At 50.8% G+C, this 24,716-nt stretch carries 25 protein-coding genes; 10 read left to right on the top strand and 15 right to left on the bottom strand.

Annotated features, from left to right (window positions below):
* Nucleotides 1-102 precede the first annotated feature (102 nt).
* Nucleotides 103-1,713, top strand: coding sequence for a methyl-accepting chemotaxis protein (locus ACO0LK_RS20075; RefSeq protein ID WP_422978168.1), 1,611 nt, complete (start codon nucleotides 103-105; stop codon nucleotides 1,711-1,713).
* Nucleotides 1,714-1,899: 186 nt separating this feature from the next.
* Nucleotides 1,900-2,454: a winged helix DNA-binding protein gene (locus ACO0LK_RS20070; RefSeq protein ID WP_186948545.1), complete on the top strand. Its 555-nt coding sequence runs from the start codon at nucleotides 1,900-1,902 to the stop codon at nucleotides 2,452-2,454.
* A 1-nt stretch (nucleotide 2,455) separates the two neighbouring features.
* Here ACO0LK_RS20070 and ACO0LK_RS20065 read toward each other — a convergent pair whose 3' ends face one another.
* Nucleotides 2,456-2,731, bottom strand: a complete 276-nt coding sequence (locus ACO0LK_RS20065; protein WP_422978166.1) for a hypothetical protein — start codon at nucleotides 2,729-2,731, stop codon at nucleotides 2,456-2,458.
* A 215-nt stretch (nucleotides 2,732-2,946) separates the two neighbouring features.
* Between ACO0LK_RS20065 and ACO0LK_RS20060 the strand changes: the two genes are divergently transcribed.
* Nucleotides 2,947-3,804, top strand: a complete 858-nt coding sequence (locus ACO0LK_RS20060) for an HDOD domain-containing protein (protein ID WP_422978164.1) — start codon at nucleotides 2,947-2,949, stop codon at nucleotides 3,802-3,804.
* A 58-nt stretch (nucleotides 3,805-3,862) separates the two neighbouring features.
* On the opposite strand, the gene ACO0LK_RS20055 is transcribed toward ACO0LK_RS20060, so the two are convergent.
* From ACO0LK_RS20055 to ACO0LK_RS20010, 10 genes are all read right to left on the bottom strand, one after another.
* Nucleotides 3,863-4,657, bottom strand: coding sequence for a LytR/AlgR family response regulator transcription factor (locus ACO0LK_RS20055; RefSeq protein WP_422978162.1), 795 nt, complete (start codon nucleotides 4,655-4,657; stop codon nucleotides 3,863-3,865).
* Entirely contained in the window at nucleotides 4,654-5,721 is a 1,068-nt protein-coding gene (locus ACO0LK_RS20050) for a sensor histidine kinase (protein WP_422978160.1), read from the bottom strand. Before ACO0LK_RS20050 ends, ACO0LK_RS20055 begins: the two co-directional genes overlap by 4 nt.
* Nucleotides 5,722-5,736: 15 nt before the next feature.
* Nucleotides 5,737-6,423, bottom strand: a complete 687-nt coding sequence (locus ACO0LK_RS20045) for a LiaI-LiaF-like domain-containing protein (RefSeq protein ID WP_422978158.1) — start codon at nucleotides 6,421-6,423, stop codon at nucleotides 5,737-5,739.
* Nucleotides 6,424-6,451: 28 nt separating this feature from the next.
* Complete coding sequence (locus ACO0LK_RS20040) at nucleotides 6,452-6,802, bottom strand: LiaF transmembrane domain-containing protein (protein WP_422978156.1); 351 nt, start codon at nucleotides 6,800-6,802, stop codon at nucleotides 6,452-6,454.
* Nucleotides 6,792-7,067: a hypothetical protein gene (locus tag ACO0LK_RS20035; RefSeq protein ID WP_422978154.1), complete on the bottom strand. Its 276-nt coding sequence runs from the start codon at nucleotides 7,065-7,067 to the stop codon at nucleotides 6,792-6,794. Before ACO0LK_RS20035 ends, ACO0LK_RS20040 begins: the two co-directional genes overlap by 11 nt.
* Nucleotides 7,068-7,101: 34 nt before the next feature.
* Nucleotides 7,102-7,551: a hypothetical protein gene (locus tag ACO0LK_RS20030; RefSeq protein WP_422978152.1), complete on the bottom strand. Its 450-nt coding sequence runs from the start codon at nucleotides 7,549-7,551 to the stop codon at nucleotides 7,102-7,104.
* 76 nt (nucleotides 7,552-7,627) lie between these two features.
* A complete protein-coding gene (locus ACO0LK_RS20025; RefSeq protein WP_422978150.1) occupies nucleotides 7,628-8,080 on the bottom strand; it encodes a DUF2214 family protein in 453 nt (150 codons plus the stop codon).
* A 145-nt stretch (nucleotides 8,081-8,225) separates the two neighbouring features.
* Nucleotides 8,226-8,996, bottom strand: coding sequence for a DUF1223 domain-containing protein (locus tag ACO0LK_RS20020; RefSeq protein ID WP_422978148.1), 771 nt, complete (start codon nucleotides 8,994-8,996; stop codon nucleotides 8,226-8,228).
* A gap of 51 nt (nucleotides 8,997-9,047) precedes the next feature.
* The gene (locus ACO0LK_RS20015) at nucleotides 9,048-9,974 is read right to left on the bottom strand and encodes a fused MFS/spermidine synthase (RefSeq protein WP_422978146.1); all 927 of its coding nucleotides are present in this window, start codon (nucleotides 9,972-9,974) and stop codon (nucleotides 9,048-9,050) included.
* A gap of 50 nt (nucleotides 9,975-10,024) precedes the next feature.
* The gene (locus tag ACO0LK_RS20010) at nucleotides 10,025-10,843 is read right to left on the bottom strand and encodes a plasmid replication/partition related protein (RefSeq protein WP_422978144.1); all 819 of its coding nucleotides are present in this window, start codon (nucleotides 10,841-10,843) and stop codon (nucleotides 10,025-10,027) included.
* Nucleotides 10,844-11,109: 266 nt separating this feature from the next.
* Between ACO0LK_RS20010 and ACO0LK_RS20005 the strand changes: the two genes are divergently transcribed.
* From ACO0LK_RS20005 to ACO0LK_RS19995, 3 genes are all read left to right on the top strand, one after another.
* Nucleotides 11,110-11,367 carry a hypothetical protein gene (locus tag ACO0LK_RS20005; RefSeq protein WP_422978324.1) on the top strand — a complete coding sequence of 86 codons (258 nt, stop codon included), beginning with the start codon at nucleotides 11,110-11,112 and terminating at the stop codon, nucleotides 11,365-11,367.
* A 13-nt stretch (nucleotides 11,368-11,380) separates the two neighbouring features.
* Nucleotides 11,381-12,226, top strand: a complete 846-nt coding sequence (locus tag ACO0LK_RS20000; RefSeq protein ID WP_422978142.1) for a PA4780 family RIO1-like protein kinase — start codon at nucleotides 11,381-11,383, stop codon at nucleotides 12,224-12,226.
* A gap of 143 nt (nucleotides 12,227-12,369) precedes the next feature.
* Entirely contained in the window at nucleotides 12,370-12,897 is a 528-nt protein-coding gene (locus ACO0LK_RS19995; RefSeq protein ID WP_422978140.1) for a GNAT family N-acetyltransferase, read from the top strand.
* Between the two features lie 44 nt (nucleotides 12,898-12,941).
* Here the strand turns inward: ACO0LK_RS19995 and ACO0LK_RS19990 are convergent, their stop codons facing one another.
* The 3 genes from ACO0LK_RS19990 to ACO0LK_RS19980 all read right to left on the bottom strand — a co-directional run bounded on the left by ACO0LK_RS19990 (nucleotide 12,942) and on the right by ACO0LK_RS19980 (nucleotide 15,842).
* Nucleotides 12,942-13,691, bottom strand: coding sequence for a hypothetical protein (locus tag ACO0LK_RS19990; RefSeq protein ID WP_422978138.1), 750 nt, complete (start codon nucleotides 13,689-13,691; stop codon nucleotides 12,942-12,944).
* A 164-nt stretch (nucleotides 13,692-13,855) separates the two neighbouring features.
* A complete protein-coding gene (phaP, locus tag ACO0LK_RS19985; protein WP_422978136.1) occupies nucleotides 13,856-14,959 on the bottom strand; it encodes a TIGR01841 family phasin in 1,104 nt (367 codons plus the stop codon).
* A 232-nt stretch (nucleotides 14,960-15,191) separates the two neighbouring features.
* Nucleotides 15,192-15,842, bottom strand: coding sequence for a hypothetical protein (locus ACO0LK_RS19980; RefSeq protein WP_422978134.1), 651 nt, complete (start codon nucleotides 15,840-15,842; stop codon nucleotides 15,192-15,194).
* A 241-nt stretch (nucleotides 15,843-16,083) separates the two neighbouring features.
* On the opposite strand from ACO0LK_RS19980, the gene ACO0LK_RS19975 reads away from it, so the two are divergent.
* Together ACO0LK_RS19975 and ACO0LK_RS19970 are read left to right on the top strand one after the other, a co-directional pair.
* On the top strand, nucleotides 16,084-18,357 hold the full coding sequence (locus tag ACO0LK_RS19975) for a TonB-dependent receptor (protein WP_422978132.1): 2,274 nt from the start codon (nucleotides 16,084-16,086) through the stop codon (nucleotides 18,355-18,357).
* A gap of 82 nt (nucleotides 18,358-18,439) precedes the next feature.
* Nucleotides 18,440-19,378, top strand: coding sequence for a carbohydrate kinase family protein (locus ACO0LK_RS19970; protein WP_422978130.1), 939 nt, complete (start codon nucleotides 18,440-18,442; stop codon nucleotides 19,376-19,378).
* Nucleotides 19,379-19,488: 110 nt separating this feature from the next.
* Here the strand turns inward: ACO0LK_RS19970 and ACO0LK_RS19965 are convergent, their stop codons facing one another.
* Nucleotides 19,489-20,271 carry a GntR family transcriptional regulator gene (locus tag ACO0LK_RS19965; RefSeq protein ID WP_422978128.1) on the bottom strand — a complete coding sequence of 261 codons (783 nt, stop codon included), beginning with the start codon at nucleotides 20,269-20,271 and terminating at the stop codon, nucleotides 19,489-19,491.
* 601 nt (nucleotides 20,272-20,872) lie between these two features.
* Between ACO0LK_RS19965 and ACO0LK_RS19960 the strand changes: the two genes are divergently transcribed.
* Nucleotides 20,873-23,344 (top strand): TonB-dependent receptor, encoded by a 2,472-nt coding sequence (locus ACO0LK_RS19960; protein WP_422978126.1) that lies wholly within the window; start codon nucleotides 20,873-20,875, stop codon nucleotides 23,342-23,344.
* 237 nt (nucleotides 23,345-23,581) lie between these two features.
* Nucleotides 23,582-24,709: a BMP family lipoprotein gene (locus tag ACO0LK_RS19955; protein ID WP_422978124.1), complete on the top strand. Its 1,128-nt coding sequence runs from the start codon at nucleotides 23,582-23,584 to the stop codon at nucleotides 24,707-24,709.
* Nucleotides 24,710-24,716 lie beyond the last annotated feature (7 nt).

Genomic DNA, 24,716 nt, shown 5'->3' with positions numbered 1-24,716 from the left:
TCGCTTAAACAATCGCGAGCAAACCAAGGGGCAAGTCTCTTACTTGCCAGGGCGCCCCTTTGCCTGCGTTTTTGTTTTTGATTACACCTTTGAGGATTCGCCATGCTGAACAAATACATCAAAAATTGGAAGATAGGTCATAGGCTGGGCCTGGGTTTTGGTTTTGTAATTTTGTTGATGCTGGCCCTGACGGTGACCGGTTTCACGCAGTTGGGACGTGTCAACCAGGGCGTGAATCTGGTGGTCAAGGAAGTTTATCCAAAAACGGCGGTTGCCAATCGCATCAAATCTGATCTTGATCACATCGCCCGCAGTCTGAGAAGTCTGTTGCTGCTGTCTACCCTGGACGAGAGAAAGCTGGAACAAGCCGCCATAGACAAGGCTGCGAGGCAGATTGATCTTGATCTGGCAAGGTTTGGCAAGCTGGCCAGTTCCGATGAAGAGAAAAAACGTTTGCAGGCAGTGCTGGCTGCCAAGCAGCGTTATCAGCCTGTGCTGGACAAATTCTTAAAACTGGTCGCAGACAATGAAGTGGAGCAGGCCAAGGATTTGGTCTTGCCTGAAATTGCGCCCTTGCAGGATCAGTATTTTTCTGCGCTGGACCAGCTGGTGGCCTGGCAGGCCGGATTGATGGAACGCAGTGGCAGTGATGCCGCAAGCATATCTGGCGCAGCCCAGGTGCTGATGATTATCTTGCTGGCGATTGCCGGTGTGGTGGCGATACTGATCGCCATCATTACCACGCGGACGATTACCTCTTCACTGAATGCCGCGATCCTGGTGGCTGAATCGGTCGCTGGTGGTGATTTACGGGCAGAAATAGAAGTCAGAAACAATGACGAAACCGGCAAGCTGCTGGCGTCGCTGAATCAAATGAGTCAAAGCCTGATCAGTACCGTAGGACAGGTCAGACAAAGCTCGGAAAAAATTGGTACTGCTTCGCGTGAAATGGCGAATGGCAATCTGGATTTATCCAACCGTACTGAGCAACAGGCGTCGGGCTTGCAGGAGACTGCCGCTTCGATGGAACAGCTCACCGCTACCGTAGGGCAGAATGCAGAAAATGCTGCCCAGGCGCATCAACTGGCCGACAAGGCTTTCCAGCATGCAGGCAAGGGTGGCAAGGTGATACAACAGGTTGAACAGACCATGGGGGCGATCAAATCCAGTTCCAACAAGATCGTTGACATCATTGGTGTGATTGACGGTATTGCGTTTCAAACCAATATCCTGGCACTGAATGCAGCGGTCGAAGCGGCGCGCGCAGGGGAAAATGGTCGTGGTTTTGCCGTCGTGGCAGCAGAAGTGCGCAATCTGTCACAAAGATCGGCCAGTGCTGCAAAAGAAATCAAGGCCCTGATCGCTGATTCCGTCGATCAGGTGGATGCTGGTGGCAAACTGGTGCTTGAGGCTAGCGCCACCATGCAGGATATCGTCGCCTCTGTGCAGCATGTGGCCAATATCATCAGCGAAATCAGCTCGGCCAGCCGGGAACAGAACACCGGCATTTTGCAGGTTAACCATGCCATCAGCATGATGGATGAGATGACGCAGCAAAACGCCGCATTGGTGGAAGAAGCAGCAGCCGCTGCCAAAAGCATGCAGGAAGAAGCAGAAATACTGGTGCATACCGTGGCGGTATTCAAACTGGAAAAATCCCGGCAAGCCGTGCCGGTGTTTGCGCGGCCTGTACCGGTGCTGGCGATATCCTGATTTTGACCAAACTTGATCAGGTTTGATCGGGCTTGACAATTAACAGATGTGTAAAAAGACGAATTACTGATTATTTATTGATAAATTGATAGAAAATAGATGCTATTTTTCTCAAAAAAGCTAGAATTAAAGGATGAAATCTCGCCATCTGCTTACCTATTTCAATTTATCTTTTAAAGAGTCACTATGTCCACTACCAAGCCTGCAAAAAAGACCAGCCTGAGTTCACCTGCATCACCCAGGGTGCCGATTGTTTCTTCCTCACACCTGGCGGAGGGGCGCAGTGCGGAACTGAGTGAGTTTGAATTTGGCATGATCATTGCCGGTAATGCCTTCAATCGCTGGGCCGTCAGGTGCATGGCTGCCGTTGGCATGAAAGACATGACGATTACCGATGTACTGGTATTGCATCATATCAACCACCGCGCACGCGAAAAGAAGCTGGCGGATATTGCCTTCATCCTCAATATTGAAGATACCCACATCGTCAATTATTCCCTCAAGAAATTGCAGGCCCTTTCGCTGGTACAGACAGAAAAACGTGGCAAGGAAATTCTGTATTCCACCAATGAAGCGGGCCGCGATGTCTGCCAGCGCTATTACGCCGTACGCGAACAGGTGCTGGTATCAGCGCTGACCGGTGATGGCACTGAAAGTTTTGAACTGAGCGAACTGGCACGGTTTTTACGTGTGCTGTCCGGTTTGTATGAGCAGGCTGCAAGGGCAGCCACCTCTTTATAAATTAAGGTTCCTGCTGTAGCTGTTTTGACTGCTGGCGGTTCTTTTTCAGACTGACTGCCAGCAGGACGACAAGCACTTTGAAGATCAGGAAGGCAATAAAAAGACTCAGTGCCAGTGGCAGTATGGTCAGCGCAAGCGCGATCGCCACACAGATCAGCAGCAGGTGTGGCAGCGGCAGCCCCATCAGGACGGCAAATGCTTTGCGACAAAGATAATAAAACTCGTGTGCGCTTTGGCGCAGGAAAGTGATCAACTGATCGGTATCGGTAAATTTCATAGTGTTGGCTCGTCTCTGGTAAGCGTGTGGACAGACAGAGAATACGCTGCCATAACGAGCAATGCAGCCCGCATGCGACGAAATGCCGGAATCGGGGAATAAGCGGGGGATTAAGCGGTGACAATGGATAATTCATGTCAGCGGTGGCGGCCCTGTCTACATGAAAATGATTTCCCAAGGTACAATAAAAAATCGTCAGCAAATTTATTGCCATCATGACAGACCAAAAAAATACCGAATTCGCTTTCCTGGAAGCTTTTACCGCTGAACTATCAGCAAAAAAGCTGGTATTTCCCACTTCGCTGGGGGCGACCATGAAAATCCGCAAGGCCTTGGGGCAGGCGGACATTTCTACTGATATGGTTGCCCGCATCATCGGTACCGAGCCGGTATTGTCGGCCAAGGTGCTGCATCTCAGCAATTCTGCCTCGTTCAATCCGCAGGGCAAGAAAATTGCGGATTTGCGTGGGGCGACAGTGCTGTTGGGCTTTGCTGCCGTGCGCAATATCGCCATCTCTGTGGGCATGAAGCAATTGGCAGAAAACAAGTACAACGGCAGCCTGTCTGCCCAGATGGATGGCCTGTGGCGGCGCAGCCTGCGGGTGGCTGCTCTGGCCATGGTGATTGCCAAGACCCATACCCGTCTGAGCGCAGACAAGGCCATGCTGGCCGGTCTGCTGCACGATATAGGTAAATTTTACATACTGAACCGTGCCAACCATTACCAGGATCTGTTCACGTCCGAACAGTCGCTGTGGGATTTGATTGATCACTGGCATGCCAGCATAGGCTCGGCGATACTGGAAGATTGGGAAATCTCTGACGATATACGTATCGCCGTCATGGATCATCGCGATCATAATCCTGGCCCCATGCATAAGCTGGGTTTGATCGATGTGGTGGCCGTGGCAGATTTTCTGGATGCCCATTTCGTCAACGAGACGATTGCTGAACTGGATTGGAGCAAGGTGCCCGGCAGCTTTAAATTCCTTGACATCAATCCGGACAATATTGATGAGCTGATGCAGGCTACCAGGACAGAACTGGCTCTGGTTCTGAAGGCAATCAACTGAAAATCTGTTGGTGGCTAAGTTATCGCTAAGTTATGACTAAGTGGCAGTTAAGCGATGGCTAAGCCGGATTATCCAGACAAGCCCTGATACGCTCATGGCCAGCGCGGCTGACCGGAATCTGCACGCCGGATTTGAGTATTGCGATGTGACTGTCTTTGCTGACCCGCTCTATATTCCTGAGCGCGGTGATATGCAATAAAAACGAGCGATGTATACGCACGAATTTGCTGGCATCCAGTTGCGCTTCCAGTTCTGACAGGCTCTGGGTTTTCATATAGGACTTTTGCGCTGCGTGGATGGTGATGTAATCATCCTGCGCCTCAACATATTCTATGCTGTCCAGTGGTACATGGTGTACCTGACCACGGTCACGTATCAGCAGGCGCTGCAGTTGATTGCCTTGTTGTGCTACCAGTCGGTCTAATTTACCCGGGTTCTCGCCTCCGCCTCCACCTTGCATCGCATCGGCTGATTTTTCAGTGCTTTCCTGTGCCAGCAACTTGCGCGCCTTCGCCAGTGCTTCGTCAAAGCGTTGCTGGGAAAATGGTTTCAGCAGGTAGTCGACAGCATGTAAATCAAAGGCTTTCAGCGCATACTGGTCATAGGCCGTGGTGAAGATGACACCGCTGCGCCGGCCTGTCACTTCCAGTACTTCCAGACCGGATAATTGCGGCATCTGTATGTCCAGCAAGACCAGTTCCGGTTCCAGTCTGCTGATGGCTTCTACTGCCTCCAGCCCGGTTTCGCATTCGCCAACGATCTCTATGTCGGTATGTGGGCGCAGGTATTCGATTGACAGCCGGCGTGCCAGTTCTTCGTCATCAACGATCAATACCCGTAAGTGCTTGTTCATGCCTGTCTGTCCTGTTCATATGGCAAAGCTATTTCAAGTAAGAATTCATTTTCTGTTTGCTGCCAGGTAACACGCGCCTGTTCTGCATAGATGGCTGCAAAACGCTGGCGCAAATTGTGCAGGCCCAAACCATTGCCAGTACTATTGCTGCCAGCGCTGCCTACTGGATTTTGTACCGAGATATGCAGCCACTGGTCACGTCTGAATACGGTAACGGTGATGACGCCGCCTTGTGGCAGATTGCGTATGCCATGTTTGATGGCGTTTTCCAGCAGCGGTTGCAAAATCATGGGCGGTATCAGGGCCTGTCCTGCATCCTGGCTGACATTGAATGTGCTACCCAGTTTTTTACCGAAGCGGATTTTTTCCACAGCCAAAAAATTTTCACACAGCCGCAGTTCATCATTCAGGCTAATTTTTTCTTTTTCGGCAACCGACAGTGTCTGGCGAAAAAAATCAGCCAGCGCTATGGTCATGCTGCGTGCGCCGGCCGGGTCTATCGCTGTTAGTGCGCTGATAGAATTGAGGCTGTTGAACAGAAAATGTGGATCAATCTGCGAACGCAGGACCTGTAGTTCGGCATCCCTTGCCAGCAGGCGTGATGCAGCTTCCCGCCGTTCGGCTTCACGCATATTGTCAAAGGCGATATACAGGTCAAAGGCGAGCAATGCCAGCAGATACAAGGCAAAACCCGCCAGGAAAAACAGTACCGACAGGTGTGGTGTGATCTGTAGCGCAGTTCCGTCTTCCATCAGGAACATCAATACCTTATTCCAGCCGTGGCAGATGCCCAGCCAGATCAGGCCGGAGATCAGCGAGGCACTGCCAAAGACCAGCACGGCTGTGGCCATTCTTCTGTGTGCGATCGGTAGCGAACGGCAGACAAAATAGGCGGATGAAGCAAGAAAGCCACCGAGCAGGACCAGGGGCAGGGACAGCAGCAGTGCGTAAGACATTGTTGTCAGTCCCGCCACCACCAGCAATCTGGCGATACCGGCGCCCATCAGCAGACAGGCGACGATATACAGCAGGAAGCGACGGAAATCTGACAATATGGGATGCATGCAAGTCCAGGCGCTTCAGTTTTTGATTTCTACGCCACCCATGACGGCGTAGCCCTTGATATACAATTTTTTTGTATTCAGCATAGGTGGCACGGTTTTATCGTCAAAGCCACCCAGTATCGGTGAGCCATGGCTGATTACTGTCCAGTCATTCGGTATTTTCAACTCTATCCCGCCCCACATGGCGAAAACATTCAGCGTTGCTTCTGACTGTATGGATGCCTGGCGCAAATCGAGCTCTACGCCACCCATGACGGCATTGATTTCGCCTCCCTTGAAATTTTGCGAGCTGTTTTGCAACTTGTTGCCGCTCATGACGGCGACGATATTGCATACTGAATCCTGATTTGCCTGTCCATTCAGATAGTTATTCTTATCACCCAGTTTGCCTTTGAAGATCACCATCAGGCCAGCGAAAATCAGGAAAACCGGCCACAGGTCGCGCATGCGGAAGTGGATGATGCCCATGTATTGCAAGGTCAGCATGGTACCCAGAACGATGAAGCCGCCGCCGATAATATACCCGGTAGTACTATCGCTTTTTGAAATTTTCAGCACACCGACGATGATGAACACCATGGGCCAGAAGTGGAAAATGTCGCGGGTGCTGAAAATATCCAGATTATCCAGCAAGGCCAGCGTGCCAAATAGCAGTAGCATGGCACCTACCAGGATGCGGCCTTGCCCGTTATTGTTGTTCATGATGATAGTCCTCAGTTGAAATGTCTTTTTATTTACGTGCAGCCAGCAATCCGCCAATGAAATGCTGTAACCCAAAAGCAATCAGCAGCAATGGCCAACTGGTACGAAAACTCCAGCCCCACATGTGTTCTATCGACACATACAACCAGAATGCAAATACCAGGTTGAAGCAGCCTTTGGCGATGTGCTGGGGTTTGCCGGGGCTGATGATATCGACCAGGCCGCTGACGGCGATCATGGCGGGTAACAGGAACCAGTAATCCATGGCATTGAGCATGTCCATATGATCCATCAGGAACACGCAACCGGCAACGATCAGTGTCAGCCCAAAGAAGAAATTACCCTTGCTGAGGCTTTGATTATCTCTTTCACTTGTCATACGATTTCCTTTCTTTAACTGTTTGCGAACCCGCCGAATCCTGCTGACCATTCAAGGGCGCAAGCATGTTGGCATTGAAGACAGATTTTTGGATGAGCGCTGGTGCAGGTACGCTTGAAATCTGCCGGTTTTTGTCCGGTGAAGTCAAGATAACCAAAGCAAACGAGTTTGTCGCGCCTGTGTCGGCGAATGACGCAAATCGTCGGTAATTGGCGCTGGAGGGGCGTTTTGCCGGGCAGCACTGACTAGCTGCCGGCTTTACCATTGCCGCTTCCGGCAATGGTGTTGTGGCTGCCGCTTTAGCTTAGCAATTGAATGAAATGCTCGGCGGTGCGTACGATACGCTTGGATTCGGTGCCGAACAGGTCATGGGTTTCCTGCACGATGTATTCGTTGGAACCTTTGGTGCAGTACAGCAAACCACGAAAATTTGTACCCAGATAGACAAACGGGGCGGCTTTGGTCCTGACCGGTACATCACTGCCTATCAAGCTGCGTAATTTACGCTCGACGTCATACAGGCTTTTTTCATCGAGAGTAACGGTGGTGCCCTTGGGTGTTGGAAAACTGCTTTGAAACGAAGGGTTTTGACCCATGGGATTTTTAAACGTGATTTTGATGCCCAGTTTCAAGAACTTGGATACGGCAGTGAAGTCATTTTCATCGTACATGGCGAATTCCTGAAAAGCTGCGATGCCAGCCAGGGTGGCATCATCCTGTTTTTGACGACATGCGCTAGTTGAAAGCAATGTCACTTTTTAGGAAAGCTTGCCAGAAGTCAGTCGTTTGTACAACTTTTCTTCCATAACTGTGGCTTGGACGCTGTTAGCCAGTAAAACCGGCACCTTTCGCCATCAGCACTGCACCCAGAACAATGATGACGACGCCTGCCAGTTCCAGATGCAAAACCCTGCGTATATTCCTGGCCTGGACCGGGCTCATCAGGGGCAACTGATTTTGTTTTAATGCCGGGCCCCAGCGCAGGAAGATCATGGTTGGATAGACAGACAGCAGGCCGACGATGATAAAAGCAGTCATCTTCAGCATGAAGGCATGATTGTGCAGATAGTAGGCAGTACCTTTTTCAAAGTAGATAACGCGCAATATGCCCATGACCACGATGAGCATGGCGCTTACCCCATAGATGCTATCGAGGGTACGCAGGCTTTTTGCGGTTGACAGGCTCAAAGGCTGACGTATCAGCACCATTTCCGCAACCAGTGAACTGACCAGGGTGAATGCAGCAAGGTGGTGTAAAAAAGCGACTAGCAGATTCATTTGGCTGGCTCCTGGCAAGATGGTTGGTCACAACAGTGCATACAGAAAGTCTAAACTATCTGTCTTGTACTTGCGTTAAAACTAAGACCAAGGCCGTCAAATTTGTCGCCAAGTCCCCATAAAACGGTGTGAAGCAGTTTTAAAACTATTGCAGGCTTTCACACAGCGGCAGACTGACTGCCTGCAAGATATTGCCTTGCCTGTCTTGCGCAAATGCCAGCAGCGACAGGTTCTTGCGTTTGGCGCTGGCAGGTATGCCCAGTTGGGCGGCATAGCTTGCGGCCTTGCCTGCGCTTAGCCTGTAGGCTTCACCCCATTCCCGGGCGACATAGTCATGCTGCAAGGTGGCACCACGGTTTTCACCGGCCTGTATTTTGCTGACCAGGCCCTGTTCTACCAGGCTGAAGTACAGGCGGGCGTCCTGCATACTATTGCCTTGCAGATTGACATATAGCTTATTGTCGGCCAGTTTTTCTATGCCCAGGCGCAGGCTGGCCGTAGCCGGTTTTTGATTGATACGCTTGATGTCGTCAGTCAGGCCATTGCGCCAGTTGCGCATTTCCTTGCCTGCCAAAAAGATTTCAGGTGTGTACACCGAACGACTGCCCGCCAGGTCTGCCAGGCTGTGTTGCCTTTCGGTAAAAAGCTGTTTGGCAAAGATATCTTTCCAGCCCAGATAATCCCAGTAATCTACATGCAGGGATACAGGTATTACCTGATCGCTGTTCAGTCCCGTGCTTTGGTACAGGCGGCTGATGGTTTTGTCGGCAGGTGGGCAACTGTCGCAACCTTCGGAGGTATACAGTTCCAGCAGGGCAACAGTGTGGTTGGGGCTGCTCTTGCTGCAAATATCGGCAGCTTGCAAGGGGTCGCTTGCAACACTGGCAAGCAGGGTGATCAGGACGAGGGGTTTCATGCGTGCTCCTTCAGACTAAGTTTCAGATTAGTCGAAAAAGCCACGGTTAACTTACAACTGCTGGTGTGTGACCAGTTTTTTCCAGTCGGCATAAGTCTGGGGGACTTTGTCATCCGCTACCATGATGCTGGCCAGGCTGTGCTTGAGAGCCTGTAATTCTTCTTCTGGCTGTTCAAATGAGACATCGGGATCAATGCTGAGCAGGCGTGTTGTCAGTTGCTCCAGTTGCAACGTGGGGTGCTGGTCTGTGTTTGCTGGCCTGGATGGATTCTTGTCCTTTGTTGCAAAGACGATGAGGTTGTAGCTGTCTTCAGAACGGCTCCACCAGACCTGACGATCAAATACATGGCGCAGGCGACTCAGCATGCCAGCCAGTGCGCTGGGCTTGCCCCAGACATTGGCAACCAGCACGCCGTTGGCAGTCAGCTGACGCTGGCAGGTGGCATAAAATTCTGCTGTGTTGAGTGCCGCTACCAGACCGTCTTCGTCGTAGGCATCCAGCAGGATGACATCGGCGGTATAGGCATGTTCCTGCAAATGGCTGATGGCATCACAATGGATGATGCGCAGGCGTTCATCATCTACTGGCAGCATGAATTGCTCACGCATGGCGATTACGTCAGCATTGATTTCCAGCACGGTGATGCGGCAATCAGGCAGATGGCGATAACAGTATTTGACGAGGGAACCGCCGCCCAGGCCTATCAGCAGGATATGCGAAGGCCTGGGGTGAAACAGCAAAAAGCCCATGACGGCGCGCGAATAGGCACAGACCAGTTCATCCGGCGCATCCAGTTTCATGACGCTTTGCATGCATTTGGGGTCCAGGTACATCATGCGCAGATTGTCTTCATCGACATAAAAAGCCCGGCCCTGATGCACCTGTTGCAAGGCTTCGAGGCGACGCATATGCTCCAGCTCGGCACCGGATGGCTTGTTTAAAAACAGGCTGGACAAACTTGCGCGCTTTTTTGCCATTTTCCTATCCACGGTTTTGTGCGGTTGCTACTTGTTGGCAATACGGATAATCAGGCCGCCAGTTGCTCTTTCAGGGCAGCGATCTGGCGTTGCAACTCACTGTTTTCCATTTGCAGGTTTTGTACTTGCTGGCGCAGGGTGCTGACTTCATCCTGGGTCTGCACTCTTGTAGTCTGGTGCTCTGCCGTGACTTCGGCAGCAGCTTCGCTGACTTTGGGTGGTGCTTTGTGCTCGCGCGCTTTTTCGCGGATCTGGCGGGCTGCCTGCTGCAATTCCTTGCGGCCACCTGCTACCGCTGCGACTTGCTCGTCACTGGGCAGGGAAGCGATGGCCGCAGCAGCGCTGATGGAAATGGTGCCATCGCGTACCGCCTGTACCAGTTCTGGTGCTGCTGCCTTTTGTATTTTTTCTATCTGTACCACGGCATTGCTGCTGATGCCTGCAAGCCGGGCGATTTCCTGGCGGCTTTGGGTGGGTTTGATGACGGGAACGGCAACTTCGCTCTCAGGTGTATCTGGCGCGGGTTGTTCTTCCTGAGCCTTCATGCGGCTGGTGACGATTTCTTTCTTGCGCAACGCCAACATGCCGCGCTGGAAGTCAGACACACTGCGACGTCCAAGGTGATTGTCTATCATCCACAGTTGCACGTCTTCAATATTGCTAAAATTGTCATTCTGTACGGTTTTGTAGGGCAGATCATGGCGCTGGCAGATGGCGTAGCGATTATGCCCATCGATCAGGATGTCACCCCAGCATACCAGTGCATCGCGGCAACCTTCTGTGAGGATGCTGCGCTCCAGCGCGGCGAATTCGTGTTCGGTCAGGGGGTCGATATAGGCGCGCAGCGCCTCATGGATGACTATGCTCATGCAATAACTCTTGTGGGATATTTCCTGGAAGGCGGCATTGTAGCCGAGATTTCACAGCTTACCGTTGTGAGCAGACAGCACGTGTACAATACTTCACCTTTGTGCAGACTTTATTGATAAAGCAGTAGTCGACACAGCCCAAATACACTTGTGCCAAAAGCAATGATTGTGTAGTTGGCACAGCTTATGTATCTTTATGGCTATTTTTATATCCATTTGATGCATCAGCGCCAAGCACTTCATAACAGACAGGAAAAAATACAATGATGACCTATGAAGAATATCTGGATGAAGTCACCACTTTAATGACAGAACGATTTGATCTCAGCGACGATGAAGCCATCAAGCACGTGATGCGCGCCCAGGCTGCCGACTTTTTTACCCTGCATGACGATATTCCCGCCATGCGTACGCAAGAAAGAGCAGAAATGGATGCCAAGGCTATTTACGAACTGCGTAACAAATCACGCGGCCATGCACCGGTCAAACTGGTGAAAACCGGCGGCAAGCCGCGCAAGGCCTGAGCAGCATCCACGAATGAAAACACCAAAACGACTGCAGCCCTTGCAGGAAGAGGGTTTGCTGGACGAAGTCATGCGCCAGCTCATGAGCGGCAAAGAAGCGACCGTGTATGTAGTGCGCTGTGGCGAAGAAATCCGTTGTGCCAAGGTCTATAAAGAAGCCAGCCAGCGCAGTTTCAAGAATGCTGCTTCGTATCAGGAAGGACGCAAGGTCAAAAACAGCCGGCAGGCGCGCGCCATGGAAAAAGGTACACGCTATGGCCGCAAGATGCAGGAAGAAGTCTGGCAGAACGCCGAAGTGGATGCTCTGTACAAACTGGCTGCTGCTGGTGTCAAAGTGCCACGGCCTTACATCTGTTTTGAAGGCGTGCTGCTGATGGACCTGGTCACCGATACCGATGGTAATGCCGCACCGCGCCTGAATGACATAGAACTGTCACCAGTGCTGGCGCTGGATTATCACGCCCAGTTATTGCATCAGGTAGTGCTGATGCTGTGCGCCGGCGTGATACACGGTGATCTGTCTGAATTCAATATTTTGGTCGATGCCGAAGGCCCGGTGATTATCGACCTGCCGCAGGCGATTGACGCAGCCAGCAATACCGAAGCCGCAGTCCTGCTGGAACGCGATGTACGCAATCTGGCGACTTATTTTGGTCAGTTTGCCCCTGAACTGCTGGATACCCAGTACGGCAAGGAAATCTGGAAGCTGTATGTCGCAGGCTTGTTGACACCGGAAACCGTATTGACCGGCAAGGTTGCCATCGACAAGCGCCCGGTCGATGTCGGTGCTGTGCTGGAAGAAATCGAATCTGCCATCCTGGAAGAAAAAGAACGGCAACGGCGCCTGCTGGAAATGTAAGCCCCCGGTAATGCAGGTGATCGGGGCAGGGCGGGAACTCTTGCCTTATTTTGCATGTCCATACCTGTTCATTGGCTACCCCATGCAGCGGATTCGCATGGATGGCATCAATGTCTTATGGATACTTGTAGAGGAGTATATGCATGATTAAAGGAAGCTGTTTTTACCTGCGCCATGTCCGGAAAGAAGATGTGGCGACCCTGCTTGATCTGATGAACCATCCGGATAGCAAGGGCGATTATCTGCCGCTGGATATCATGTTGCCAGGCACTGCCGAAAAGAAATTTGATGATGAATCGCGCTCCAAGGATGTGTCAGAGACATTTCTGATCATTGACGAGAATGAAAAGATCATAGGGCGGGTCTTTCATTTCAAGACCGTGCCGTATTTCAATGCCAGGGAAATCGGCTATGGCCTGTTCGTCAAAAACCTGCACGGCAAAGGTATCATGACCGAGGCAGTCAAACTGCTCACCGATTACCTTTTCAAAACACTGTTGATCAACCGCCTCGAAATTCACATGAGTGTGGGTAACACTGCATCAGAAAAAGTCGCCATCAATTGTGGATACATCAAAGAAGGCATTGCGCGTGGCGCCATTTTCTGCCGTGGCAAGCATGGCGACATTGCGATGTATGCCTTGTTGAGACATGAATGGGAAGCACTTTGATATCTGGCCATCACTAAACAGCATGATCAAGCTGATGGCCGGTATTATTTCTTGCCCCGGAACACTTTCTGTATTGCCGCGTTAATTCTCTGCATTTGTTCGGGTGGCATGTCTTTGCTGCAAACGATGTAGCGGTTTAACCCTGCCGGCATTCCTGCCAGATCCATCTGCGTGCTCTGATGCAGACTGTCTTCTTTGTCTTTCAAGTATTCCCAGTCTTCACGATCAATCAGCATATAGGAGGCGCGGTTGGCACCGACCATGCGTGCCATGATCATCGGCAGGGTAGTGCTGCGTTCTATTCTGTTTTTGCTTGATTTGATCAGGGCATCCAGTTCCGGCCCATAGGACACGGCATCGACGACACCCAGTGTCAGGCTGCGGTCAGCCATCAGGCTGGCAAGGCTGCGATGGGCTGCCACCTGCCTGATGGCGACGGGGCTTACCAGCAGTGTATGCGGTGGATCAGTGTGGAAGATATCGGAAAACTGCACCAGCGACTCCCGTTCGGGAATTCTGTACCAGCCAAATGAGCAATAATTTTTTGTGCCACTGGAAAAATTGCTCCAGATGCGTTTCGCTGGTTCTTCCACAAAATTGGCTGGTATTTGTGCCTGGGCGAAAACCTGTTTGGCACGTTCGAGCAGGATTCCTTTTTCGACGCCGTTTTCTATGTACTGATGTGGTGGCTTGATGCGCCAGGCGACGGTAACGGCGTCTTCTGCCGCCACCGTATGCACAGCGTGGATGAGCATCCAGATTGCTGCCAGACTTGTGAATGGAAAGAGTTTCATTTTGTGAATGCAAAGATCAATGATGCATTTTACTGTGCTGACGCCAGGGAGTTGCTGTATTTCAATTTCAATACTGTGTAATTGTGGTTTTACTGTAGGTGCATGTAAAAAGACCGCTGTCGTGCATCAGCACTGACAGCGGTCTTTTTATAAACGGGGCTGATTTATTGACGTACGCGTTTCTTGGCACCCGTGGCAGAGCTGGATTTTGCCTTGTACGCTGGGGCGGCAGCACCAGGGAAGGCTGGCGCGCTGGCTTTCAGTTTTGGCGCGATAGGGAAAGGAAATTTCACTGCGGATTTTTTCTCTGGCGTTGTTGCCGTTGTTGCTGCTGTGTCCGCTGTTGCGGGTGTCTGGACAGGGGCGGCATCAACCGGGACTACCGGCTTGGCGGCGGTTTTTTTGGGGGCTGCCTTGGCGGGCGCGCTAGTCGTTGTGGCAGTGATACTGTCAGCGCTGCTGGCTTTGCTTGGTGTTGTAGCTTTTTTCAAGGGTTTCTTTGCGGTAGTTTTTACGGTAATTTTTTCTGCTATTGCCGGTGGCGCCTTGGCGGCTGTTGCTGAAACCGGCTTGCCAGTCCTGGCAGGACTTGCTTTCTTTGCCGTCTCAACAGGCTTGGCAGCGACTGGTTTTGCGATTGGGGTTTTGCTGGTCTTGCCAGTATGTGCATTAGTCTTGACTTCGGTTTTGACTTCGGCCTTGACATCAGTTTTCGCGCCAGCTTTAGTGGTAGCTTTGTCGTTCGCTTTTGTTGCCGGTTTTGTTTCTGGCTTGCTGTTGGTTTTTACCTTGGCCTTGGGTGCAGATTTGGATTCTGGTTCTGCCAGCAAAGGCAGTTGCCTGGTCGCTGCGATGGGTTTTGCCGCAGCCGGTTTTTTTGTTGCGACTTTTACTGTTGGTACGGTAACTGCTGTCGCTATTTTGGCTATTGTTGCGGCTTGTGTCGGAGCGCTGACGGCTTGCCACAACTCTGCCCGCGTATTGCTGGTGATGCTGGCCAGCTCGCGGCCATAAGACAGGATTTTTTCCAGCTGAGGCTGGCTGTGGGCGCGGCTCAATGCCAGGATATCTTGCGGCTCTTTGATGGTGAAGAGCTCATGCGTGACGGTATTTGCATTGTCGAATGACTGTTTTGCCAGATTGAAATTCAGGGCAATCAGTTTTTCCAGTCCACCAAATGCAGATTGCGAGAAAGCCCGGAAAACCGCGATTTGTGTCGCAAACTGGTTCTGGGCAGCAGATGATAATTGTTCCGTAAGCAAAGACATGAAACTCTCCAGAGTGGATAAAGGTGGACCGACTATGCTTTACTGCCGCGCCCAGGGGTTTCATTGGCGCAATGCAGCATTTGCATATGGTCTTGCATTTTATCGCTTAAATGCTTAATTTGTAAGCACTATTTTTTGCATTGCAATATCTGGATCTTGCCACTGTCATGGACACAGGCTGCCATAGCCTGTGTCAAGTCGGGATTTAAAAAGTGGCTTCTGAAAACTGTTTCTAAAAAGCTGCTTCACAGACCAGGCGACATTTTGCAAGGTCAAATTGATTATTGCTGCGCACGCTGGATTCCATGTCCAGCCAGTATGGTGCGCCAGGTGTGATGACCAGTTTCTGCAAAACATCCCTGATGGATGCCGGGCCAATGCCGCCAGAAAAGCCGCAGAAAGGGTGGGCGCTTTGCAACGGTGGCCACACGGACGGTTTGATGCCATTTCCAAAAGACACATCATAGAGCCAGTCCACCCTGCCATCGTCAGGGAAAACGCCCTGGGATTGCAATGCAGGGCGCACGCCATGACGCACGCCAAACAAATAGCAGTTTTGAATTTCCTGCTCGCTGCTGCCAGCGCGGCCATGGTTAATCTGCACACGGGAATATCCCGAGAAATCAAACCCAGAATCTCTGCCTTCGGCAATCGCCTGTGCCAGTTCACCGCAGACATGGGCGGAGAGACGCAGGCCGCTGCGTTGCATCGCCTGGCGGGTTTTGTGATCTGGAAATAGAGGAATTCCTTGTCGTGCGGGATCAATGAGTATGCCCCATTCAACTGGATATTGACTGGACAGTGCTTGCATCCCGGGTATCAGATCCATGCTGTCTGCGCCGGTAAATGTAATAAAGACGGGAGTTGAGGTGGATAGAGGCATATCAGAATGAATGTTGGTTGGGTGTTTTATATGGTACGTACCAAAAATGATTTTTGTCAAGAAAAATAGATACGCGGATCAGAGTAGTTAATGCACATGTAATTTCATTCTATGTAAATTGTAAATTTCGCAGGAAAAACAACACAATATGCATTGTTAACTATTAAATGGTACATACCAGTGTATTATTAATTGGCGTGATCGAATGTGGGATTTCAACAATTGCTCAAGGGGGAATGTTATGCAAAATCATATTGATAAAAAAAGCATGCTTGCGTATGGCTTCGTGCTTGTACTGTCCGGGAAGTTGGTCGAAGCAAGCGCGCAAGATGCAGTTGCGACTGTTTCGGCAGTCGCTGCACCAGCGGTGAAGTTGCAGTCGGTTACTGTGACGGCAGAGCGCAGGGAAGAAAATATCAAGAATGTCCCGGTATCTGCATCCATAGTGGCCGATGAGCAACTGGCTGTTCTGAACTCTGGTGGCCAGGATATGCAAATGCTCGCCGGCAGGGTGCCCAGCTTAAATGTGGAATCTTCATTTGGACGTTCTTTTCCGCGCTTCTACATTCGTGGTTATGGCAACGTGGATTTTCACCAAAACGCTTCTCAGCCGGTGTCACTGATCTATGACGATGTGGTACAGGAAAGTCCGGTGCTGAAAGGTTTTCCCGCATTTGATCTGGAACGCGTTGAAGTGCTGAGAGGACCTCAAGGCTCATTGTTTGGACGAAATACGCCTGCCGGTGTAGTCAAATTCGATTCGGTTCAACCTGCCCCTAACCGTAATGCTTACATTTCCATTTCTGATGCCACGCACAATACGGCTAATTTGGAGGCAGCCATGAACCTGCCCGTGGGGACTGACCTGGCGGCCAGGCTTTCCATATTGCACCAGCATCGCGATAACTGGATTGATAATTCATATACAGGGGAGCAAAACCGCTACGGAGGATATGATGACAGTGCCATGCGCTTTCAGTTGCTATACAAGCCAAATGCCGATTTCAGTGCGCTTGCCAACATCCACGCACGGACGCTGAACGGTAGCGCGTCTTTGTTTCGCGCCAATATCATTCAGCCGCGCAGCAATGCGCTTGTCCCCAATTTTGATATCGGTAGCCTGGCCACTGATGGAGGGAACGGACAGCATCTGGAAAATTACGGCGGCAGTATGAGACTAAAGTGGCGCTTCGGGGATATGAGTCTTCATTCGATAACAGGCTACGAAACGGTACGCGTATTCAGTCGCGGGGATATTGATGGCGGCTATGGTGCTGCGTTTACGCCGGTTTCGGGTCCGGGGTTGATTCCATTCCCGGTTGAATCTGCGGATGGAACATCTGGTCACCATCAATTTACCCAGGAATTTCGCCTTGAATCCAGTCCAAATGCAGGGCTCAAATGGCAAACCGGTCTGTTCTATTTTGACGAAAAATACCAGATAGATAGTTATAGCTATGATTCCTTGTCCGCTGGTATGCTGACCAGCGACGTACGCTCACATCAAAAAAATGATGCCTGGGGAGTATTCGGTTCGTTTAATTATGATGTCAGCGATCGTTTCAATCTGCGTGCCGGTTTACGTTACACGCGAGACCGGAAGTATTTGATGACAGAGGCATCTAACAAGCCGGATGGCAGCTCGGATATTGACCGGTCTGCCGGGCTGGCAGCGAGTAATACTGTTTCCAAGTTTAACTGGGATGTCAGTGGAGTTTATAAATTGTCTGACACAGCCAATCTGTATTCGCGTGTTGCAACTGGTTTTCGTGGGGCAACGATTCAACCTGCGGGATCTTTTAACCCGATGTCCGTGGCGCAACCCGAAACCATTACTTCTGTTGAAGCCGGATTCAAGGCCGACTTGTTCCAGCGCCGGGCGCGTTTAAATGCGGACATCTATGCTTACAATGTGAAGGGATTGCAATTAACGGCAGTAGGGGGCACATCAAATTCTGCAATCTTGCTGAATTCAAAAAAGAGTGTTGGCCGTGGTGTTGAAATGGATTTTGAAGCGTATTTGACAGATGACCTGCTCATGACCCTGGGCGGTAGTTATAACTTCACACGAATAGACGATGCTGCCCTGGCAGTAGGTGTATGTCGCTCTTGTACTGTGCTCAATCCTACTTATGTAAGCGCAGGTGGCAGCACGCTAGCGCTTATCGATGGCAATCCTTTGCCGCAGGCACCGAAATGGGCTGCCAACTTTACATTGCGCTATAGCGTGCCGTATCGGAACGGGGAGTTTTTTGCCTATACTGACTGGGTCTATCGCAGCCAGGTCAATTTCACACTATACAAATCGACGGAGTTCTCTGGTAAGCCGCTCCTGACTGGTGGCCTGCGTCTTGGTTACAAATGGAATGGCGACCGATACGAGTTGGCCATGTTTGGACGTAATATCACGAATCGGGTCCAAATTGTTGGCGGTATTGACTTTAACAACCTGACCGGTTTCGTCAATGATTACAATCCGCGCATAATTGGCTTGCAATTCACTTCGCGGTTTTGACCGTATATGAATTTTTTGGAAGGGGGCAGTGGCCCCATCTGTCAACAGACCTAGCGAATGCTGTTTAAACAAGGAGAATCAGATGCTGGAAGAAATGGGATTGCCGTCGCCGCGACGATGGGATATGTTGGCTTTTGGCGATCCTAATGTCGACCTGGTTTTTGCCGTTGATCATGCGCCTGGTGCGGATCAGAAGGTGTTGGGCCGTCGGCTCGGACAATTTGCCGGTGGCACGGTGGCGAATGTGGCCTGCGCAGCAAGCAATCTGGGTTTGCCGACGCAAGTTTATGGGCGTGTTGGTGATGACAGTGAAGGGGTATTGCTGACGCGAGAATTTTCCCGCTTCGGTGTCGGGCTTGAGCAACTGAAGAAGATTCCGGATACCGCCTCATCAATGGCGATTATCATGGTGGAGAGCAGTGGTGAAAAAGCCCTTATCTATTCACCGATGCAGGGCACTGTGCCGTTGGGATCATCTTTTCTTCAGGCCCTGACGCAAAGCCGCTTACTGTATGCCATGCCTTACGACATGGAAGAATTTACCCTTGTCCACGGTCTGGCGCGCGAGGCCGGGGTTATCATCGCCATTGATGTCGAAGCAGTCATGATCACTGACCTGGCGCATATGCGCAGGCTCATGGCGATGTGCGATATCGTATTAATGAATGAAGCGACCTATCTGAGCATTTTCAATGAAGCGCCGCAGTTGAAGGCGATGCAGGAGAGGCTCCATTTCAGACAGCAGATACTGGTGGTTACGCGCGGTTCTCATGGCGCAATGGCGGTTAGTGGTGATGTCGGGGTTGAAGTAGCCGCATTTCATACAACGGTGATTGACACTACTGGCGCGGGGGATTGTTTTAATGGGGCTTTTCTCGTGGCCTTGTTTGATGGTCTGTCACTGACAGCATCCTTGCGATTTGCTTGTGCTGCGGGCAGCTTTGCGCTGGAAGCGACAGGGGCACGTTCTGCTTTGCCTACCAGGGCACAGGTGGGCGCCAGGCTCGCTTTGTACGTGTAATAATCCGGCGCGGTTTCTCAGTGCCCCTGCACGCCGCGTTGCAGGGGTATCATATTCCTGATCGCACATTCCTCATTGCGCATTCCTCATTGCCTACTCCTCAATGTCTCTTAGCCATTACTCCATTTGTTGATGCGCGTCTTGTAGCGATACGATGGGACATACTTCATTTCGCAATATTCTATCGGTTCACGCCTGTCTGACAGCATGACGCGTTCACACACCAGCAGAGGGGTGCCAGGTCCCACTCCCAGCAATAGCGCATCATCCGCAGAGGCGGCGATGGCGCCGACGCTCTCAAGGCTTTCTGACGGCTCGATAGAAAACTTGTCGATCAGTAGGCGATACAGTGAACCGGCCCGCTCAAGCTCTTTACGCTCCAGCCGCGCACCCTGTGGAAGATGCAGATAAGAATCCTGCAAACCTACCACCGCGTCATCCATCAGACGCAAACGTTTGATGCGCATTAAGGGCACATGCGCTTCTACATGCAACAGGCTGGCAATTGCCATATTGGCTGCTACGTTTTCCATGGACAGAATCTTCTGACCCGGCGTGCCGCCGCGTTTGAGCGTGTCTTCTGAAAAACTGTCCAGGAAGCGGGACATCTGGCGCACGGCAGCTGGGGCCGCGAAAGTGCCTCGCCCGTGATCGCTATACAGGACACCGCGTTCTTCCAGCAGGCGGATAGCCTTTCTGACGGTATCCCGGCTTACTTTAAAGCTGATGGCAAGATCTCTTTCTGCGGGCAGGGGTTCATTGGGTGCAATTTTTCCGGACTCCATATGCAGTTGCAAAGTTTCGGCCAGTTGTCGATACAGAGGGGCGGACGATTTTTCGACCGGATTCTGGTTGGTCGGGATGGTCTCGCTACTTTGTCTCTTGGTACGCATGGTTTCGTCTATTCCTTTAAAAAGCACATTTCCTGATTTGGACGCTTTCGCCTTCGTATTGATGTCCGCTGCATCTTGCATGTCAATGAATGGGCTTGAGCTTACTGAGGTCTGGCCGCATCAGTTGTATGTAAGGTGCATACCAATTTTCACACATTTCAGAGCTAATTAACATATTTTCTATGGAATAAGCACGATTTTCGTGCATTGGATCGTACCAACCAAGAAATTTCTCTGCAAGCATGCAAATCCCTTGGAGCCTTTACTTAAAAATCTATCATTTTGGTGCAATAATGGCTCATTTTTATTTGTGAGGTACGTACCAATATAAAATATTTATACTGAATAAGGTATGAGATTTTCTAATTATTTTTTCAAGGAAAACGTTATAAACCATTAAATACAAGGGTTAATTGGTGAATTGAAGAAATAAGAAAGAATTTTTAATTTTCTATTGATTAGTGGTACATACCAATATAAAATTAATTCAGCGGTTATCCATTATTTTTCTTTCCGTCGAAATTCAGATGCAAATCAAGTTAGCTTAAGAATCGAAAACTTCACATGTCAATCGGGGGGTATCATGTATCGTAGGATAGGAATGTTTGCGGCAGGAACAGTGGTGGCGTTTCAGTGGGGTGGTGCAGCCAATGCGCAAGAGGCTGTCAATGCGGCTACTGCTGCTACTGCTGTATCGGCGGAAAATCCGGTTACCGTTGTCGAGGTCACCGGTAAAGTGCTGGGTAAAGGCGAGGCCCGGGCGAATAGCGTTATCGATAAAGAGACCATACAGCAACAACCTGCGGGTCTTGATCCACTCAAGTTGCTGACCCGGGTGCCGGGTTTGCAGGTAGGGTCAAGTGATGCGTTGACAGGCAGCTTTTCAATGCGGCTGTCCATGCGTGGACTGAACAAAGAACAGATCGGTATATCAATCGATGGCATTCCTAACGGTTCGACCCTGTCGAATGGCGGAACCATGCCAAACCGTCTGATGGATACGGCAAATATTTCCAGAGTTGATGTTTCCCAGACTGCCGGTGATCTTGGTACACCTTCCAATCAGGCCCTGGGTGGTTATATCGATTTCAGAACGCGCGACCCCAGTAAGGAGCGTGGTGGTGATGCCGAGATATCGATCGGTGATTATGGCTATCAAAGAGCGTTTGTCCGTTACGACACTGGCCGGTTTGATAATGGGATCAGCGCCTATGGCGACTTTTCGCATGAATATGTAAGAACCTGGCCAGGAGATCAGTCTGGCCGCAGCAAGCGCGATCATGCCGATATTCGTGTCCTGAAAGACCTGGGCAATGGTTCCAGTGTGCGCGCCACAGTCAGCTACAACAAAATGGCTGACAATGATTATGATGCCGTTGCATTGCGTGCCGTCAGTGCGCCATTCTATAAATCAAACTTTGAAACCAATTCTGGCACAGACGGCTTGACTGATCACTGGACCGGCAATCCGGCCATCGATCAAAATTACCGTGGAACACGCGGTATCGCGAGCACTGAAGTATTTTCCCACATTGACTGGATTCAAAAGCTGGGTGATGCAAGCAAGCTCACAATCAAGCCCTATTTCCATCATCAGGAAGGCGATGGATGGTTCTATGTTCCCTATAAGCAGAGACCAGTGAACGGTACGGTCTACAGTGCCGTGGCACCTGGTGGTTCGCCTGTGTCTACCGTGCAGGAATGTTATGTGAATCAATACCAGACTTCTGCATCGGGTGGTTTGGTCCCGATAGCTAGTGCGGTGGTGACTGCGGATGCCAGCGCCAGGCTCCTGGCTGGTGCTTGTCCGGCGGCGGCTAAATATGCCATGAACCCAGTCAGTCAATGGGGCGCACGCGAGGCGACCACCCGGCGCGGTGGCTATGAAATGGATAGAAAAGGTACGCTGGCTGAATTGGCTACCAACCTCGATAGTGGTCACTCGCTCAGGGTAGGTGGCTGGTACGAACATATCAGCCGTGCAAAGACACGTAACTGGTATCAGACCACAGACCCGACCGTCAGTTCGTCATACTCTGACAGTAATTTATATTCGATTACGCAAGATCGTCACTACAATTCCAATGCAGGAATGATGTATGCGCAAGACAAGATGAATTTGCTGGATGATCGTTTCGAGCTGGATATCGGTGCGACTTACCAGCGCTTCAGTGAAACTTATAGCTCACCGGTTGAATTTAATGGTGAACGCCAGTTGTCGGTTTCTTCAGGTATTTTGCCGAAAATTGCCGCGCTGTACAGGATCAATGACGATTGGGAATTCTTTGTCAGTGGTTCAAAAAACTTCAGCGCAATTCCCGATAGTGTTTTTGAAGGCACGGCAGCAGTCGATGCGAAGAATGGTATCAAACCAGAAACCTCGATTAATAAGGATGCCGGTATTCGCTGGATGAAAGGCCCCTACGGGCTGGGTATGACTGTCTATGCGATTGATTACCGTGACCGCATTTCCATCCAGAATGGCAATCCTAACGGAGATATTTTTTCTCGCGATGCAAAAACAACATTCCAGAATCTGGGTGGCATTAGTTCACGCGGCGTTGAACTGACTGCGCGTGCCAGTTTTGAACATCTGGAACTGTATGCCAATTATGCGTTCAATGACGCGCACTATGTAGAAGATACATTGGCGGAAGGCATTAAGGCTGGCGACCCTGTACTGGGCGCGGCGCGGCACAATGCCTTTGCCGAAGTGACATGGAAATCATCTGCCGGCTGGCGTTTGACTGCCAATGCCAAGTATGTCGGCAAAGCAGCCGGTACCTACAATGTCGTCGCAAATACGGTTGTCAAAGGCGGCCCTGATTTCTATCCCAGAGAGTACATGCCTAATTACACCCTGATTGGTCTTTCTGGCAGCTATCGCCTGAATGGCAGTTTCCTGGGTGCTTTCACCAAAACAGAGCTCGCTTTCAATATCGACAATCTGTTTAACAAACAATATCTTGCCGGTGTGGGGTCTGAGCTGACAACGTCCAATCCTTTGACATCAGGACGATATTTTCTGGGGAGCCCGAGAACGCTGTTCGTAACGATGCGTACTCATTTTTGAATTTCTGGACTGAATTTTCAGTCTGAATTGTTAGCTTTGGCTGCCGGGCAGAACTTTGCTGGCTGAGGATGAGGAGAATGTCAGAGCGTGGTACTCAATCGCCAGGGTTCGCCCAAAAGATGAGAACCACGTTCTGCGCAGCCGAGATTCTACCGGCAGCGCATCGCCAAAAAACACCATGAAATGTTGTATGAATGTACGATACAAAAATCACAGGCATATTGAAGGATTCCGGCAATGCGGATAGTCAAAGAATTCTTTTTTCAGGTGGCATGCTTTGCTGCAATTATGGCATTGCTCTACCTGTTGCTTGCTGTGACAGCGCGTACTGATATCCGCAAGCCAGGCAATGCGCAACTGCGGGTTGCCTTGTTCATCAACGGAACACTGGGGGATAAATCCTTCTTTGATTCGGCGGCGCATGGCATAGACCAGGCCAGGAAAACATTGCCCGTATTTGCCAAGGTCATTGAAGGTGGTGTTGATCCTACACGTTGGGAAGCCGCGTTGACGGATCTGGCCGACAGCGGAGAATATGACCTGATTATCACCGGTACATTTGCCATGGTGCCCTATGTACAAAAGCTTGCCGAAGATTTTCCGGAGAGTCATTTCATGGTATTTGATGCCGCAGTGGATTACCAGAAGTGCCGCTGTAAAAATGTTCATTCCATGCTTTTCAGGCAGAACGAAGGCGCTTATCTTGCTGGCTTTTTTGCTGAAAAGCTGATGCAGAATGGCTTGCCGGATGTTGTTCCTGGCAGTGGTCTGGGAGTGATAGGCGGTATGCAGATTTCTGTCATAGAAGATTTTCTCACCGGATTTCGTGCGGGTGCAAAAGCCGCATCGCCTGATGTGCAGGTTTTGAGTCAGTTCGCCAATTCTTTTTCTGATCCCGCCGCAGGCAAGGATATCGCCAAAGCGCAATATGCGCGGGGTGTGGGACTTATTTTTCATGCAGCGGGTGCAACCGGGCAGGGCGTGAATGAGGCTGCGGCAGAGGCACGCCGCTATGCAATCGGTGTGGATATAGATCAATATGCCTTGTACCGGGTATCTAATCCGCAACGCGCAGCACGGATAGTGACGTCCGTCATCAAGAACGTGGATGTCGGTATTTTACGTGCGGTACAGCAGCAACTGGCAGGCAGCCTGGCATATGGACAGATTGAATCGCTCGGTCTGGCCGAAGGCGGTGTGCGTCTGGCGCGCGATTCAGACGTCATGGCGAAGGTGCCTGCGGAAGTGCTGAAAAGTCTCAATGAAGCAGAACGTGCAGTTATTGAAAAACGTGTCCAGGTTCCTGGTGTTTTTACACAAATGCCCATTGCGAGCGGCGACGCATCCGTAAAGAGCAAGCCCTGATGCCATA

It is taken from the genome of Undibacterium sp. Ji49W, from assembly GCF_049340205.1.
Lineage (GTDB): Bacteria > Pseudomonadota > Gammaproteobacteria > Burkholderiales > Burkholderiaceae_D > Undibacterium.
Note: the sequence above shows the minus strand (reverse complement) of the source record. Positions and strands in the feature narration are given on the sequence as shown.